Source organism: Tunturiibacter gelidiferens (assembly GCF_051013345.1).
GTDB classification, from domain to species: Bacteria; Acidobacteriota; Terriglobia; order Terriglobales; family Acidobacteriaceae; genus Edaphobacter; species Edaphobacter gelidiferens_A.
This window is the reverse complement of sequence record NZ_CP132939.1, coordinates 47,206-60,958: the sequence shown is the minus strand read 5'-3', so window position 1 is coordinate 60,958 and position 13,753 is coordinate 47,206. Positions and strand designations below refer to the sequence as shown.

At 53.8% G+C, this 13,753-nt stretch carries 15 protein-coding genes and 2 pseudogenes; 10 read left to right on the top strand and 7 right to left on the bottom strand.

Annotation, left to right across the window (positions count from 1 at the left end):
* Positions 1–66: 66 nt before the first annotated feature.
* Together RBB80_RS00310 and RBB80_RS00305 are read right to left on the bottom strand one after the other, a co-directional pair.
* Positions 67–1,632, bottom strand: a complete 1,566-nt coding sequence (locus RBB80_RS00310; protein ID WP_433966398.1) for an alpha-galactosidase — start codon at positions 1,630–1,632, stop codon at positions 67–69.
* A complete protein-coding gene (locus RBB80_RS00305) occupies positions 1,548–2,096 on the bottom strand; it encodes a TIM-barrel domain-containing protein (RefSeq protein ID WP_433966397.1) in 549 nt (182 codons plus the stop codon). The genes RBB80_RS00310 and RBB80_RS00305 overlap by 85 nt, the downstream gene beginning before the upstream one ends.
* Positions 2,097–2,554: 458 nt before the next feature.
* Between RBB80_RS00305 and RBB80_RS00300 the strand changes: the two genes are divergently transcribed.
* The 7 genes and pseudogenes from RBB80_RS00300 to RBB80_RS00270 all read left to right on the top strand — a co-directional run bounded on the left by RBB80_RS00300 (position 2,555) and on the right by RBB80_RS00270 (position 6,992).
* Positions 2,555–3,814, top strand: a complete 1,260-nt coding sequence (locus RBB80_RS00300; RefSeq protein ID WP_433966396.1) for an AAA family ATPase — start codon at positions 2,555–2,557, stop codon at positions 3,812–3,814.
* Between the two features lie 32 nt (positions 3,815–3,846).
* Positions 3,847–4,806, top strand: coding sequence for an IS5 family transposase (locus RBB80_RS00295; protein ID WP_433964127.1), 960 nt, complete (start codon positions 3,847–3,849; stop codon positions 4,804–4,806).
* A 129-nt stretch (positions 4,807–4,935) separates the two neighbouring features.
* Positions 4,936–5,283 (top strand): annotated as a pseudogene (locus RBB80_RS00290) (AAA family ATPase); the annotation flags it as partial.
* Positions 5,260–5,927: pseudogene (locus RBB80_RS00285) on the top strand (AAA family ATPase); the annotation flags it as partial. The pseudogenes RBB80_RS00290 and RBB80_RS00285, both read left to right, overlap by 24 nt.
* 219 nt (positions 5,928–6,146) lie before the next feature.
* The gene (locus RBB80_RS00280) at positions 6,147–6,431 is read left to right on the top strand and encodes a hypothetical protein (RefSeq protein WP_433966395.1); all 285 of its coding nucleotides are present in this window, start codon (positions 6,147–6,149) and stop codon (positions 6,429–6,431) included.
* Positions 6,432–6,567: 136 nt separating this feature from the next.
* On the top strand, positions 6,568–6,804 hold the full coding sequence (locus tag RBB80_RS00275) for a hypothetical protein (RefSeq protein ID WP_433966394.1): 237 nt from the start codon (positions 6,568–6,570) through the stop codon (positions 6,802–6,804).
* 56 nt (positions 6,805–6,860) lie between these two features.
* Positions 6,861–6,992: a hypothetical protein gene (locus RBB80_RS00270; RefSeq protein ID WP_433966393.1), complete on the top strand. Its 132-nt coding sequence runs from the start codon at positions 6,861–6,863 to the stop codon at positions 6,990–6,992.
* A gap of 105 nt (positions 6,993–7,097) precedes the next feature.
* On the opposite strand, the gene RBB80_RS00265 is transcribed toward RBB80_RS00270, so the two are convergent.
* Positions 7,098–7,502: an STAS domain-containing protein gene (locus RBB80_RS00265; RefSeq protein ID WP_433966392.1), complete on the bottom strand. Its 405-nt coding sequence runs from the start codon at positions 7,500–7,502 to the stop codon at positions 7,098–7,100.
* Between the two features lie 183 nt (positions 7,503–7,685).
* Here RBB80_RS00265 and RBB80_RS00260 point away from each other — a divergent pair, with 183 nt between their 5' ends.
* Positions 7,686–8,120, top strand: coding sequence for a hypothetical protein (locus RBB80_RS00260; protein WP_433966391.1), 435 nt, complete (start codon positions 7,686–7,688; stop codon positions 8,118–8,120).
* A gap of 100 nt (positions 8,121–8,220) precedes the next feature.
* On the opposite strand, the gene RBB80_RS00255 is transcribed toward RBB80_RS00260, so the two are convergent.
* Both RBB80_RS00255 and RBB80_RS00250 read right to left on the bottom strand, forming a co-directional pair.
* Positions 8,221–8,514, bottom strand: a complete 294-nt coding sequence (locus RBB80_RS00255; RefSeq protein WP_433966390.1) for a DUF1330 domain-containing protein — start codon at positions 8,512–8,514, stop codon at positions 8,221–8,223.
* Positions 8,515–8,613: 99 nt separating this feature from the next.
* Complete coding sequence (locus RBB80_RS00250) at positions 8,614–9,357, bottom strand: DinB family protein (protein WP_433966389.1); 744 nt, start codon at positions 9,355–9,357, stop codon at positions 8,614–8,616.
* A 598-nt stretch (positions 9,358–9,955) separates the two neighbouring features.
* Here RBB80_RS00250 and RBB80_RS00245 point away from each other — a divergent pair.
* Both RBB80_RS00245 and RBB80_RS00240 read left to right on the top strand, forming a co-directional pair.
* Positions 9,956–10,747 (top strand): OmpA family protein, encoded by a 792-nt coding sequence (locus RBB80_RS00245; RefSeq protein ID WP_433966388.1) that lies wholly within the window; start codon positions 9,956–9,958, stop codon positions 10,745–10,747.
* Positions 10,748–10,985: 238 nt separating this feature from the next.
* On the top strand, positions 10,986–11,372 hold the full coding sequence (locus tag RBB80_RS00240) for a response regulator (RefSeq protein WP_433966387.1): 387 nt from the start codon (positions 10,986–10,988) through the stop codon (positions 11,370–11,372).
* Between the two features lie 140 nt (positions 11,373–11,512).
* Here the strand turns inward: RBB80_RS00240 and RBB80_RS00235 are convergent, their stop codons facing one another.
* Together RBB80_RS00235 and RBB80_RS00230 are read right to left on the bottom strand one after the other, a co-directional pair.
* Entirely contained in the window at positions 11,513–12,154 is a 642-nt protein-coding gene (locus RBB80_RS00235; RefSeq protein WP_433966386.1) for a response regulator, read from the bottom strand.
* A 131-nt stretch (positions 12,155–12,285) separates the two neighbouring features.
* The gene (locus RBB80_RS00230) at positions 12,286–13,479 is read right to left on the bottom strand and encodes an ATP-binding protein (RefSeq protein WP_433966385.1); all 1,194 of its coding nucleotides are present in this window, start codon (positions 13,477–13,479) and stop codon (positions 12,286–12,288) included.
* Between the last annotated feature and the right edge of the window lie 274 nt (positions 13,480–13,753).

Genomic DNA, 13,753 nt, shown 5'->3' with positions numbered 1-13,753 from the left:
CTCTCGATCGTAAACGAAAAAAGGGCCTCTCCTATTTTCGAAGAGGCCCGAAGCGTTGAGTAACGACTAGAAGACTAGTGGCGAGATGGTTATTGAGTCCAAATCGGGAGCGTAGTTCGAGGGGTTATCGAACACGATCTGATTCTTGCCAGCCGTAAGCTGTACCTGGATAACATTGCTCGTCGGCGTGCCAAAGCTGTATCCATTGAGGTCGAGCTCTTTGGCCGGCTGATCGTTTACCGTGACGAAGAACGATCGTAGCCCTTGCGTGAAGTAATCGACTTCAAGGTTGTAGGTACCAGCGGATGGCACCTCGACATCCGCGAAGGTCGCGCTGTTTCCGGTCCCTCCACCGATGTTTCCGGCCTTGGCCAGACCCGAGGCATTGCCGTTGAACCCAGCGCTTGCAGAGCCGCTGAGCGTTGCCAGCTCCGCTTCGTAGGTCTGCGTCTCAGGATAGGGCGCGGTTCCGTTTCCACTGATCACGATACGGTCGAGATCGGGAGGATAACTGATCGGATTTCCGAACTCGATGCTGTTGTCGCCTTTTTTCAACTTCACGGGAATGGTCAGCTTCGAGGGAACGTTGCCGCTTCCACCGCTGGAGTTGAGAGTGATTGCGGGACCTCCATTGACATTGATGATGTAAGAGCGGGTACCGTTCGTAGCCGAATCGACTTCCATGTTGTAGACGCCGTCGCGATCGACTTTTACGTCGTCGAAGAAAACGTTATTGTTCGGGCCGATGCCGATGAACCCAACCTTCTTGCCCTCCGAGCACAGCGGACAATCGGCAACCTGGGCCGAACCGGTGAGCGTGGCCTGATACGCCTCATAGCTGGTGGACTTAGCCGGAGGGACCTTGAGTACACCGCGCACCTTCAGCAGACGAACGCCATGACCCGGGACAACGGTCGAGTATTCAAGCAGCGACGGTCCAAGCTCCGTATGGCTCCAAAGGTCCCGCGTGGTAAGCGTCGCGGCGAAGCCGAGATCGCTCCACGGCAGGCTCACGCGCGTGGGAACCGAGTTCAGGTTGAAGAGAGCAACGTAATACTCGCCATTGCCCAGATTCGACGCCCAGATCGGCGTAAAACCTGCGCGAATCTGCTTCGCGGGATGGCCGGACTGATCGACGGCGATCACCTCGTCGTTGCCGAGAATCTTCTTGCCTGTCGCTGACATCTTCGTTAGATCGCCGCCAATCGAGAGCGGAGCGTTGGCCATCGCCCAGAAGCTCATCGCCGTCTGCTGCTCCTGCGGGGTGATGCCATCGGTCGCGTCGTTACCGATCTCAAGCGAGTCCAGATCGTTCCATCCGAGGGTGGGTCCCGCGGCCGACTCCCAACTCGGAAGATCGAGGAACCGGACCTGGATACGATTCCACTCCGTCAGAAAGGGGCAATCTCCCTCGCACTCTACGTCGCCTTCAATGCGCCGCGCGTTGCTGGTAGCCTGCCAGTCTGCGATGTAATCCTGATCGAGCGCCCAGGAAATTGTCAGCCAGATTGGACGTCCGCTCTGCGCAATTGCCTTCGACAATGCAGCTACGTCGGGGCGATTGTCGATGTTAGTGTCGTCGTTATAAGAGCCCGGCGTGACAGCGTCGAGTTTGATGAAGTCCGCCCCCACGAGGCGTAGAGGTCGACAACCGAGTTGATGTACTCCTGCGCTCCCGGCTTGGTGTAGTCGATCTTGTCCCCTCCGCCGAACGCGTTCGCGATGGTTGCCGGCTTCACAATGATGTCCTGCAGGTGATAGGGGGTACCGAGGATTGGCTTATTGGCTGCGACCTGATCGGTGCCGACGCCAGGGTTCAGGTACATGCCGAACTTCTGCCCGTTGGCGTGAATATGCTGAATCATCGCGACGACGTCGGGGAAGCGGGTGGTGTCGAACAGCGTACGGCCATAGGCGTCGGAGGCCCCGGTCCAACCGGCATCGACGTTGATGTAGATGTATCCGTGCGGCTGCAGGCCGGACTTCCGCAGAGCGTCGGACTGCGCGATGATGCTGTCCTGTGTAAGGAAGGTCTGGGTGGGAGTGATTGTCTGCTGGCTGAAGGTGCTCCAGCCAAGATAGGGTCGTTGGCTCACTCCATTCACCTGCGCGTGACTTCCGGTAACGCAGGCTATGAGCGCTATAGCAGGTAAGAGGCGAGATTTCACGATAGTTTGCATCCAGGAAAGCGGTTTTCTCAGCATTCGGGTCTCCCATTGCGAGTATTTGCACGCACCAGCCCTCATTTTGAACTTTCAATAGTGAGAGTTAACTTGCGCCAATGAAAAATACTCCTACGCCGAAAGATTTGGCAAGTAACTTTTCCATAAAGATGGATCGTTGACGACAAGCCGACCTTCCAGCACTGATGTTCTTGACCCGATGAAGTGGAAACGCCGATCGCCCGGAGATTCGAAAGTCGCAAGCATACGTTCGCATCGCAAGTTGTTGAACCCAACGAAGCGGAACTTTCACTTTCGACGTTACCGCACAAACTTTCTATCGAGGTGAAAACCGCCTATAGTGGAATCTCCGCAAGCTGAGAGGTTCGCAAATGATTGAATCAATTGAAATACATAACACTGCTAGTTACCGTCGCGATGATCCACAAAAACTGGAAGCATTGGCATTCCTCAATTTTGTATACGGAGGCAACGGGTCCGGCAAAACGACTTTATCAAGATTGATAGATAAACCCGAGGAATTCCCGGACTGCACAATTAACTGGAAGCAAAATAATCGATTAGAAACATTAGTTTATAACCGAGATTTTGTCGGTAAAAATTTCTTTCAGTCATCGAGCATCCAAGGGATATTCACATTGGGAGCGCATAAGGTCGACGTTTTACAGTCGATCTCAGCCCTTACTGTCGAATCGGAAGCACTTGCTACTCGGATTTCTGGCCTGCAGCGAACTCGCAGTGGAGAAGATGGCACGCAAGGCAAGGAAGGCGAATTAAGAGCGCTCGTTTCCAGATTCACAGATCGATGTTGGAAATTGAAAACAAAGTATGACAATCAGTTCCAGCAAGCATTTGCTGGCGTAAGAGCCGACCGAATAAAATTTAGAGAGCGGGTACTACAAGAAAAAGTAAATAATAAAGCCGAAAATCATCCACTTACGGTCTTAGAAACCAAAGCTGCATCAGTATTTGATTCCAATGCACGGCTAGAAGGCCTGATTCCTCTTCCGGACACAAAGAAGTTGCTCGAAATCGAAAAGGCCCCGATACTTCAGAGGGCTGTTGTGGGTAAGACGGATGTCGACATCGCACAGCTTATTGCGAAACTTTCCAATAGCGATTGGGTACGACAAGGCGCAACTTTCCTGCAGATCAGCGATCAGTTGTGTCCGTTTTGTCAGCAAAAGACGCCCGAATCGCTCACAAAGAGCCTCGAGGACTATTTTGACGATTCTTTCGATCGGGAAAGAGCCACTATTGGACGAATAGCTTCAGAATACCGACTTGTTGCCGATCAGGCCGAACTGCACTTTCGAGATCTTTTGAACTCCACATACCGAGGGCTCGAGGGAGAACAGCTCCAACCAATGGTCGACAGTTTTAGCGCTATTGCGGCTCTCAATAATGCTTTTCTCGAAGGCAAAAGAACTGAGCCAAGCAAGCGTGTGGAACTGACATCTTTAGCCGGAGTAATAGAAAAAATCGAAGACCTGGTTGGGCTACTCAACTCGTCAATTCAATCCCATAACAACCTAGTGGCCAATTTGCGCCGCGCAAAAGCTGAGCTCACAAGTGAAATATGGCGTTTTCTCTTAGGGAGAGTCTGCACAAGTTCTGCATCGCTTGCCTGATTGATTAATCTGATAGCTGCGAGGAGATTGCGATGAAGCAGCAGAGTCTGTCGAGTCAGGGTGTGTTTGAGAAGTACGGGCGGAAGAGTCGGCGGGAGTTGTTTCTGGACGAGATGGAGCAGGTGGTTCCATGGTCTGCGCTGGAAGCCCTGGTACGACCGCACTATGCGAAGGCGGGCAAGGGACGGCAGCCGGTAGGGTTGGCGATCATGCTGCGGACTTACTTTGTGCAGCAGTGGTTCAATCTGTCGGACCCTGGGGTGGAAGAGGCGTTGTACGAGTCTGCGGCGCTGCGGCGGTTCGTTGGCGTGGACCTTGGGATTGCGCCTGCGCCGGATGAGACGACCATCCTGCGGTTCCGTCATCTGCTGGAGAGGCACGAGCTGGGCGGGTTGATGCTGGATGCGGTGAACGTGCATCTGGATGCCAGGGGCATCCGGATCGCGACGGGCACGATTGTCGATGCGACCATCCTGCATGCGCCTTCGTCGACCCAGAACGCGAGTGGCGAGCGCGACCCGGCGATGCACCAGACCAGGAAGGGCAACCAGTGGTACTTCGGCCTGAAGGCGCATATCGGCGTGGACGCGAGGGAGGGCATCGTCCACTCTGTGGCGACGAGCGCAGCCAGCGTGGCGGACTGCCACATGTTACCGGAACTGCTGCACGGCCAAGAGCGTAAGGTGTGGGGCGACGGCGGCTATCAGGGCCAGACCGACGCCATCCAAGAGGCCGCTCCGAAGGCACAGGACATGACCTGCAAGCGGACGAAGTTCAAAAACTATGTCGACGAGTTACAGAAAAAGAAGAACCGGAGTAAGTCGAGGGTGCGGGCCAAGGTAGAACATCCGTTCCGGATCCTGAAGCGCATCTTCGGCTTCGACAAAGTGAGATACAGAGGCATCGCGAAGAACCATCACCGCCTGTGCGCGAACTTCGCGCTGGTGAACCTGTACCTGCACCGCAAACGTCTGGCAGTCCTTGGGCAGTAGTGCGCCTGGAAGCCCCGGAAAACGGGCGGATGCGCGTTCAATTAGCCCTCCAACAGCATCAAACCAACCAAAACCCGCGCATCTTCCATGCCCACTCCCTGACCCCAGAAAGTCAGACGCCTACGCAGAGGTTCCTTAGAAGAAATTAGTGCGGATTTGAGAACGTTCGACAAAGAAGCTACCAGTCTTAGATTAGCTATCGTCTCATTGGACGAGCAAATCAACGAAAAGTCTGTCAAAAAATCGCTAATGGACGCTCAGATTCGCCATTTAGAAAAAGAGACTACTAGTACCGAACCTACGATCAGTGAGATCAATAACGATCTAGCTAGGTGGGGTTTCTCAGGGTTTTCTCTTGCCAAATCGGACAAAAACGGCTTCTACAAGTTGGTTAGAGCCGATGGCACAACAGTAGAGGACACTTTGAGCGAGGGGAAAAAAGCTTCGTCTCGTTTTTGTATTTCTATAGGTTGCTGAAAGGCAGCAAGAGTGAGAGTGGTATCGCCAGCAATCGAATTGCAGTCATTGACGATCCCGTCTCCAGCCTAGACAGTAACATTTTATTTGTCGTAAGTTCCCTAATTCGAAGCCTGTTTCAAGAGATTCAGAGCAACACCGGGAATGTCAAACAACTCCTCGTCCTTACACACAACGTCTACTTTCACAAAGAGGTGACACACGGAGTGAAAGGTTTTTGTAAATATTGGATAATCCGAAAGTCAAATTCCGCAAGCAAAATCGAATTCCATAATTCAAATCCAGTAAAAAGCAGTTACGAACTTCTGTGGGAGGAACTCAGGCGACCACATCTCTCCCAAACCACTGTTCAGAACACTATGAGAAGAATATTGGAGACTTATTTCAAACACTTCGGCGATATGAATCTCAACTATCTGGAGGATTTGTTTGACGGGCATGACAAACAAGTTGTGAAAACCCTCTTATCGTGGTTGCACGATGGATCACATTCGATTCAAGATGATTTGCATGTCAGTTCGGCAGACTCCGATGTTGAAGAATATTTCAGGATCTTTGAGAGGATATTCACCGAGAGCGAGCACCAAGCACACTTCGAAATGATGATGCGTTCTAACCCAATCTCGATTTCGCACGCTCGCTAGGGGTTGTAGGGGTGGCCCATACGTAACTAAAGCTCATTACCTGGGTGCGCCATTCATGCAGTCCCATCGCATGAGTGGGCATTCGAGCAAAGCTCGAACCGCTTTCCTCGCCCTCAGAACCAACATCTACCTCCGCCTGCACCAGCACAACTGTGCTAAATTTCTAGACCTCCCCACAAAGGGCTCCGGGCCACGACCTGAAGTTTGTCAGGAGGTCCCATGAAACGACGCACCTTTCTGTTTGCGGCTCTGTTCCTTTTCATTCTCCCAGCAACATGGAGCCAACAACTCGGCAAAAGAATTACCAACAAAGACGTCATCGACATGGCCTCACTCGGCCTATCTGACGACATCATCATCGCTAAAATCCGCTCCGCCGCTGCCGGAGGAACCCTGCAGTTCGACACCAGCGTCGATGGCCTCAAGGAGCTCAAGGCCGCCAAGGTCTCTGACGAAGTCATCAAGGTGATGATTAATCCCGCTCCCCCGCCGCCCAGGTCGTAGTCGCCGCCACCCCCATCTCGAACGACCCAACCCTCCCACCCCGGAGGTCGGCGTCTACTGGAAGAACAGCAACGCCTTCGTCCTCATCGAGGGACAGGCGATCAGCCAGGCAAAGGTCGGCGGCAAGGCCGGCAGCATGTTCACCTACGGCATGCGAAACGAACATTGGGACGCCTACCTCAACGGCCCCCAATCGAAGAACATCATCAACGACCGTCAGCCCGTCTTCTATCTCTACGTCCCTGACGGTGCCAGCGCATCCGACTTCGTCCTCATCACCCTCGAAAAGAAAGGCAACCGCCGAGAATTCCAGATAGGAGCTTCGGCGGAATCACTGGCGGCAAATCAGGCGTCAAGCGCGACAAGGAGGTAGCCTTCACCGCCGAGCACGCAGGAATCAGAACCTACAAGATCAAGCTGGACGCAGCCATGAAGCCAGGAGAATACGCCTTCTTCATGGGCACAGGCCAGCAGGCAACCATGGCCGGAGGTTCCACAGGAGGAGCCAGGTCAGGAGGCGCCGCCGCCGGAAGGATCTACGACTTCAGGATTCCGGAGTGACCCGGGGACCCTTGCCGGGTGCCCCGTCCTTCGCGCTCTTGCGAAGGGTGGGTTGTGAGACCTCCATCGAAGAGTGGTTCAGTACCGCTGAGCCATTCCGTGTCTTCAAGACCGCTCTGCCTCTTCAACCGAAGAAACCTTCGGAAAGAACTTGTCTACCCTGGTCATCTCAAACAGTTGAAGCACGCGAGGACTCACCCCAGCCAAAACCAGCCGAACTCCTCTGCCCTGGCACCGAACATAGTGGCTGACGATCAACCCAAGCCCCGCAGAATCCATGTACGGGACCTCCGTCAGATCCAGAATATGGCGAGCAGAAACGGGGAGAGCCCGCGGATCGCTCTCCTCCTCCGCCTCAAACGTACTGCGAAGCGCATCCGGCGAAAGCGAAGCATACATGTCCCGCGCCGTAAACGGCCCTGACAATCGAAAGATGACTGTTCCGGCCGTCTTCCCTCGACTCCGTTCAATCGTGAACCTCGAACTCTTCCAGACCTGAGCTACCGCCATCGAGCGAGTCACTCCTTTCAACCCAGACCGCCGTTCCAATAAAGATATAGGACGGCCACATCAACTACCCGCTAATTCGCGCACCCATATCTCGATTCAAAGATTTGGGCCTTCGAACCTAGCTCGAACCCTCACGCTTCCAACCCCTTCGCCGAATCATCAAATCAAGTGGAGGGCCCATCCGTGCGCCACGCATTCCATACTCTGTTCACTGCGCTCCTCACCTTAGCCTTCGCCATCTGCACCCAGAGCGTCTCCGCCCAGAACACCCAGACCACACCCGACCACACTCAAACTCAGTCACAGCCACAACCCCGCAGCCCCGGCGGTGATGTCGGCAGCGGAGCCGGCGACATCGGCAAGGGCACCGCCAAGGGAACTGGAGCCGCAGCCGAAGGCGTCGGCAAAAGGGCCGGCGATCTCGTCACCCTCCACCCCATCGACGCCGCAGGCAACGTCGGCAAGGGTGCAGGCGTGGCCGGAAAGGACGTCGGCGTCGGTGCCGCCAAGGGCACCGGCAAAGTCGCCAAGGGCACAGGCCGCGGCATCGGCAAGATCTTCCATCACGGCCATCACGACGAGGACACCACCCCGCCCCCATCCAGCCCGCAAAACTAAATCTGCAACAGACTCCCCGGGTGCCCCATCCTTCGCGACTCTGCGAAGGATGGGATGCAGAAAGCTCGAACTATCTCACTCCAGCGGAACCTGGGAAACATCATGCTCCCTCGGCAATCCGGAAGTCTCTCTTCACGCCCGAACCCAGCACAGCCAGAGCCTTCTTGTAATCCGCGCTCGCATGCGCCGCCAAAGCATCCGCGTAGCTGTCAAACTCCACCACCACCGTCATCTGCTTCAGCCCGGCCTCCAAAGCCGTGACCTCGCTCTTCGGCGACACCAGAAGACGCGCATGGAACGGCGCAAGCGCGGCTCCAGCCAACTCCACATAGCTCTTCATCGTCGCCTCGTCACCAACCGTATGGTACGAGACCACCCAATAACCCTTTTTCATGTCGTCCTCTCTCGAATCCGTTCGCAGTTTGGATGTGACAAACGACAACACGACTCATCCTCTGCCGCCGCCGTCCAAACCTGATCATCCCATCTGCCTTCAACCAGCAGCGTCATCACTCTTCGCCCCGGGCAGCCGCTTGATCAGGAAGTCAATCTGGCCGGAGTGGTGCGAGATATGCTCGCACACGTGAAACCACAGACAATAGTTGTTCACCGGCCCACCGCCCCATCCCGGCTCCTTTAAAGCCGTCGTGAACCACGCGTCGTCGCGCTTGGCAAACTCCGCCAAAGTCTTCTCGCGAGCCTCACGAATCGCGTCCTGATAGTAGGCGACGTCGTGACCCTTGATCGTCGCCCGTCCAGCCGCACCAAGATTCATCGCCGGACCCCATTTCGCCTCGTAGTCTGCCGGAAGCTTATCGAAGTTCTCGTTCCCGAACGTAATCCTCTGGTACAGAACCTCAGTAGCCGCCAGGTGAAGCATCAGCGCACCGATTGTGTTCGCATTCTTGTCGAACAGGTAATCGAGCTGCTCCTGCGTGAGGTCGCGAGTCGGCCCCAGCACAGCGCCCTCCATCCAGGTCAGCATCGAAACCATCGTCCCGATCTGCGGCGTATACCCGGGCCTCGGCCCGATCATGTTAATCGTCGCCTTGTCATACGGCGGCGCGGTGCGTGGCATCGGTGTGCGTTTCGCTGGCGGGGGAGCGGGCGCAGACGACTGCCCCGAGCTAGCAGGCTGAGCCGTTTGAGCAGCCTGTCCAAACAACGGCACACCAGCCGCAAGAACACCTAAAGCCGAGTGAGCAAGAAACCTCCGTCGCGTAGAAGCGTAGTGCATCGAGACCTCCTGTTTTTACGAGACAACAAGCTTACACTCAGTTTCAAACGGCCTATCAGCTGACAATCGAACCTGGTCGCGCGACACCCCGAACAGCCCTCGTTCCCAAAACGGGAAGCCAAAGAAAATAAACTCAGAATTCGTGTCACATTCCCCATCACCACAAATGACGACTGCTTAATCACCACACTCACCACACAAAACACCACAACTTCACCACCAAAACACCACGTCTTGGCATCCGTTTTTCTCAAAAACCCCAACAAAACACCACAAGACCACCACAAAAAATAACTTGTTGTAAGTCCAACACGAAACCATCCCTTTCGTGACGATGGAAATACTCCGACCCCATCACTAGCATTTCTGCTAATTGTTCTTGCATGCGCCGCAACTGCACAATACCTAGTACGTGATCGATCTGAGCCGGTCATGATGGCGTCTGAACACGAGCAACAGAAGGAGCGGAACTATGAAAAAGAGCGCGCAGACGATGATTCTGGCTGGTCCGCTGGTCTCGCTTCTCTTATCTTGTGGGAACGTATTGGCTCAGGCCACCAAAGTCAGTGGGTTGATAACCGGGCGAAATGGAGCCAGCATGACGCTACAGACTCCAGACGAGCCGAAACTGGTGGTCCTGCTGACAGACACGACGCAGGTTGCCCAAGTGCAGGGAGTGTTCAAGGCACGCCGCAAGCAGATGTCGATGACCGCGCTGATACCGGGTCTTCAGGTTCAAGTTGAGGGGACATACGATTCCAAAAACGAACTTGTAGCAAGCTCGGTAAAGTTCAAGGGCAATGATCTGGAGGATGCGCAAACTATACAGGCTGGCTTGCAACCGGCGAAGGAGCAGATCCAACAGAGTCAAAAGGAGCTAGACGAGCAGAAATCAGCTCTTGAGCGGCAGCAACAAGCCATGCAAGAACAGCAGCAGCAATTGTCCCAGGCGCAAGCGAAGATCGACAGCAACAAGGCCGCTATCGAGGCTGCCAACAAACGCTTTGGACAGTTGGATGACTACAACATTATGGACGAAGTGACGGTTTACTTCGGGAATGGCAAGGTGACCGTCGATCCAAAGTACAAGCCACAGCTACTGCAATTAGCTGAGAAGGCTAAGACTATTACCGCGTACACGATCCAGGTAAAGGGTTACGCCTCATCATCTGGGAGCAGCTCGCTCAACCAGAAACTAAGCGAAGACCGAGCCAACAAGGTCACTCAATTTCTTCAACAGCAGGGACACGTTCCCTTGACCAATATGTTGGCACCCGGAGCTATGGGTGAAAGCAGGCAGGTCGGCAATGATAAGACGGCGGAAGGCCAGACGCAAAACCGACGGGTCGTAGTCAGAGTACTGCAGAACAAGGGAATCGCCGGCACATAAAAATAACAAGTGCTAATTAGATCCCTGTAACCTGACGTACCGATTACTGAAAGCCAATAGGCCGTCTGATCGCGTCCAGTTTTTTCCGGATTGTCACGGCTTGAATCGACGCCGTTCGACGATCCGCATCCCCGTAGAATCTTTTTTGCAATTTTTTGCAACTAGAGTTCTCAAAAAATGTCTTCATCGAGAGGACGGTCTGTAGGATATCTACCCGAACGAAGAAGGTGTGGAGCTCGTGATAACGCTCTTGTTAGCAGACGATAACCCTCGTATGTTGGCTGCACTCGTCCAGTTATTGCAACGAGAGTTCGTGATTGTAGATGCGTTGGCCAGTGGGGAAGAAGTTCTTGCTAAATCAGACACGGTGTGTCCTGACATTATTCTGCTCGATATCTCACTTGGAGATATAACGGGTTTTCAAGTGTCGGACCAGTTGAAGCGGAAGGGATGTCCGTCCAGGATCGTTTTCTTGTCGGTTCACGAGAACCCTGAGTTTGTCCGTGCCGCTATAGAAATTGGCGCGTTCGGTTATGTTTTTAAATCTCAGATAAGCCGTGACCTTGTGAACGCGCTTCATGCAGTCGCTGAAGGGAATCAATTCTTTTCTAATTCGGAAACGTGATTGCTGAAGCCCTCCATTGAGCTGCTCTTCTCGGTTGCGATAGGTAACCGCGAGGAAGAACGGAGTCTGGAATTCGGTAGTGACCAGAACGGAGTCGGTTGTCGAGCGGGCAAATGGTCGCGTTTAGAACCTGCCGTTTTCTAGACGCAAGAAACCTGATGCCGCATGGCGTACCTGAGCAATTCGGCGTTGGTCTTGACTCCAAGTGTCTCCATCATCCGATATTTTTGGAACGCGACCGTGCCCGGTTTAATTTTCAAAATGTTTGCCACTTCCTTCATCGACATGCCTTCCGCCAGTAACTGCAGCACTTCAGTCTGCCGGCATGTGATTTTCCTACGGTGTGGCTCTCCTTGAGAGAGTAGGCAACTGACAGTGTCACGCGCTATCAATGGCGACAAATACGATTCACCGTGTATGACCTTGTTGACGGCTACGATCAATTCTTGAGCTGCGGACTGTTTCAGAACATAGCCAGAGGCTCCGCGGCGGAAGGCCTCAGCCGCCATTTCGGCCGTTGGAGTCATGGTCAGGAAAATCAATTTCACAAGAGGCATTTTGCGTTTGATTTGCTCACCAGCATCCAGGCCATTGAGACCGGGCATGGCAATGTCGAGAACCACGACATCCGGCTTCAATGTGAAAGCGGCCTGCAGCACGGACCGGCCGTCGGTAAAGATGCCGATCACCTGATACCGAGGCTCGAGAATCGATTTGCACGCTTCGGCGAGGAGCTTGTGGTCGTCTGCTATTAAGAGTCGTGCATAAGGTTTATGCTCCATGTTCAACACTCCCTATCGAGAAAATCGCAGATAAGTAAGGGGCCCTGGCGTCACAGGAAACACGGTTATTGATTCATCAAGAAGGATTGTTTGCAGCAAAGCTAAATAAGGTAGGCAAACATCTTGTAGCGTCAGTGTCCAGTTTGATGTTGCCCGCGAGGTACTTTCGCCTCGATCCGCGTGCCGCCTCCCGGAGACGAAGTAATAGTGAGTTCACCCCTAATTAAAAATATTCTTTCACGCATGCTGGTTAGTCCCAGCCCTCGCGTCCCAGCAGCTTTGTCCGCGGCAAAGCCGATGCCGTCGTCAGATACGTTGAGATAGACGGAGTCAGGAACTCCGCGTATTTCTACTGCCACCTTTTTTGCCCGACTATGTTTTGCGACGTTATGTAGCGCCTCTTGTACGACACGGAAGAGACCGAGCGAAACGTCAGCATCTAGGTTGTCCGGAAGGTCGGAGCACACGCAGTCGACCCGAATATTGTAACGCTCTGTAAATTCTCGACACAAACCCTTCATGGCCGCGACGAGACCCAGCAACTCAAGCTCTGATGAGTGAAGTTGATGCGAAAGGGTCCCCACGGCGTGGCCAAGGTTCTTGACCTTCGCGCAGAAGTGTTTCATCCTCTCATCCCCATCGGCTGTAAGCTTTAAAGTTAGTCGGGCTGCCTCCAGTTCCATGCCGAATAGCGCCAGTGACTGACCGATACTGTCGTGCAGTTCTCTGGCAACGCGGGTGCGTTCTACTTCTTGAGTGTTAACAAGACGCTGAATTAGTGCCATCCTGGCTTCTTCCTCCTGCCGGTGCTTGGTAATGTCTTCTGCAACTACCAATGCACAAAGTTCATTGTCAAACTCTATGATTTGAGCCGACAGGAGTGTTATGAAGGGCTCGCCGGCCTTGGTCCGAAAGTTATATTGATGCCCATGGAGGCTGCCCTCTTGCATGAGCTTTTCGAATGCTTGGTCGCGATCATCTGGATTGCTCCACAAGCCAGCGCCGATACTTGGCCTGCCCAGGACCTCACCGCGGCTATATCCAGTGCGTCGTTCGTATGCGTCATTAATTTCACGATAGAGGAGACTATCAAGTTGAATGATGCAAAGAACAGAAGGGTTCGCGCTAAATACTGCCGCAAAGTTGTCTTGGGCCTGATGAAGAGTACTCGCTTCATTAATTGCTGCCGCTGGACCTCTGCGGGAAGTTACGGCGATTCGACCTGCGCCGACGATATGAATTCGATGAGGCGGCGTTCCCGCTCTCTGCGATAAAGTGCAGTTGATCCGATGCATCGCCGGAGATGTGGAGAACTCCTCATTCATAGTCCTAGGACCTCCAACCATTTCGATGGGCAGGCAGGACTCGAGCTTCGACGCACATTCAGGAACATCGTTCGAGGCCCGTAAGTCGAAACGAATGAACTGTGCTCCATCTTGGCTCAAGACCAGTCCCCTTATAAAGCGGAACGTGTGCGGTTCACCCTTGTATGCCGACTCAAGACTCTTTTTGTGCCATAGAGTCAAGAAGTTTCAAGAAATGCGGGAGTGAAGCGAGACTTTAACCCTAATACACCGAAGCGAGAGAGAACAACTCGCC

Bases quoted from the DNA above. Each gene is read 5' to 3' on its own strand.
- RBB80_RS00300 (WP_433966396.1), top strand. From the start codon at position 2,555: ATGATTGAATCAATTGAAATACATAACACTGCTAGTTACCGTCGCGAT.
- RBB80_RS00295 (WP_433964127.1), top strand. From the start codon at position 3,847: ATGAAGCAGCAGAGTCTGTCGAGTCAGGGTGTGTTTGAGAAGTACGGG.
- RBB80_RS00280 (WP_433966395.1), top strand. From the start codon at position 6,147: ATGAAACGACGCACCTTTCTGTTTGCGGCTCTGTTCCTTTTCATTCTC.
- RBB80_RS00275 (WP_433966394.1), top strand. From the start codon at position 6,568: ATGTTCACCTACGGCATGCGAAACGAACATTGGGACGCCTACCTCAAC.
- RBB80_RS00270 (WP_433966393.1), top strand. From the start codon at position 6,861: ATGAAGCCAGGAGAATACGCCTTCTTCATGGGCACAGGCCAGCAGGCA.
- RBB80_RS00265 (WP_433966392.1), bottom strand. From the start codon at position 7,502: ATGGCGGTAGCTCAGGTCTGGAAGAGTTCGAGGTTCACGATTGAACGG.
- RBB80_RS00255 (WP_433966390.1), bottom strand. From the start codon at position 8,514: ATGAAAAAGGGTTATTGGGTGGTCTCGTACCATACGGTTGGTGACGAG.
- RBB80_RS00250 (WP_433966389.1), bottom strand. From the start codon at position 9,357: ATGCACTACGCTTCTACGCGACGGAGGTTTCTTGCTCACTCGGCTTTA.
- RBB80_RS00245 (WP_433966388.1), top strand. From the start codon at position 9,956: ATGACGCTACAGACTCCAGACGAGCCGAAACTGGTGGTCCTGCTGACA.
- RBB80_RS00235 (WP_433966386.1), bottom strand. From the start codon at position 12,154: ATGGAGCATAAACCTTATGCACGACTCTTAATAGCAGACGACCACAAG.
- RBB80_RS00230 (WP_433966385.1), bottom strand. From the start codon at position 13,479: ATGAATGAGGAGTTCTCCACATCTCCGGCGATGCATCGGATCAACTGC.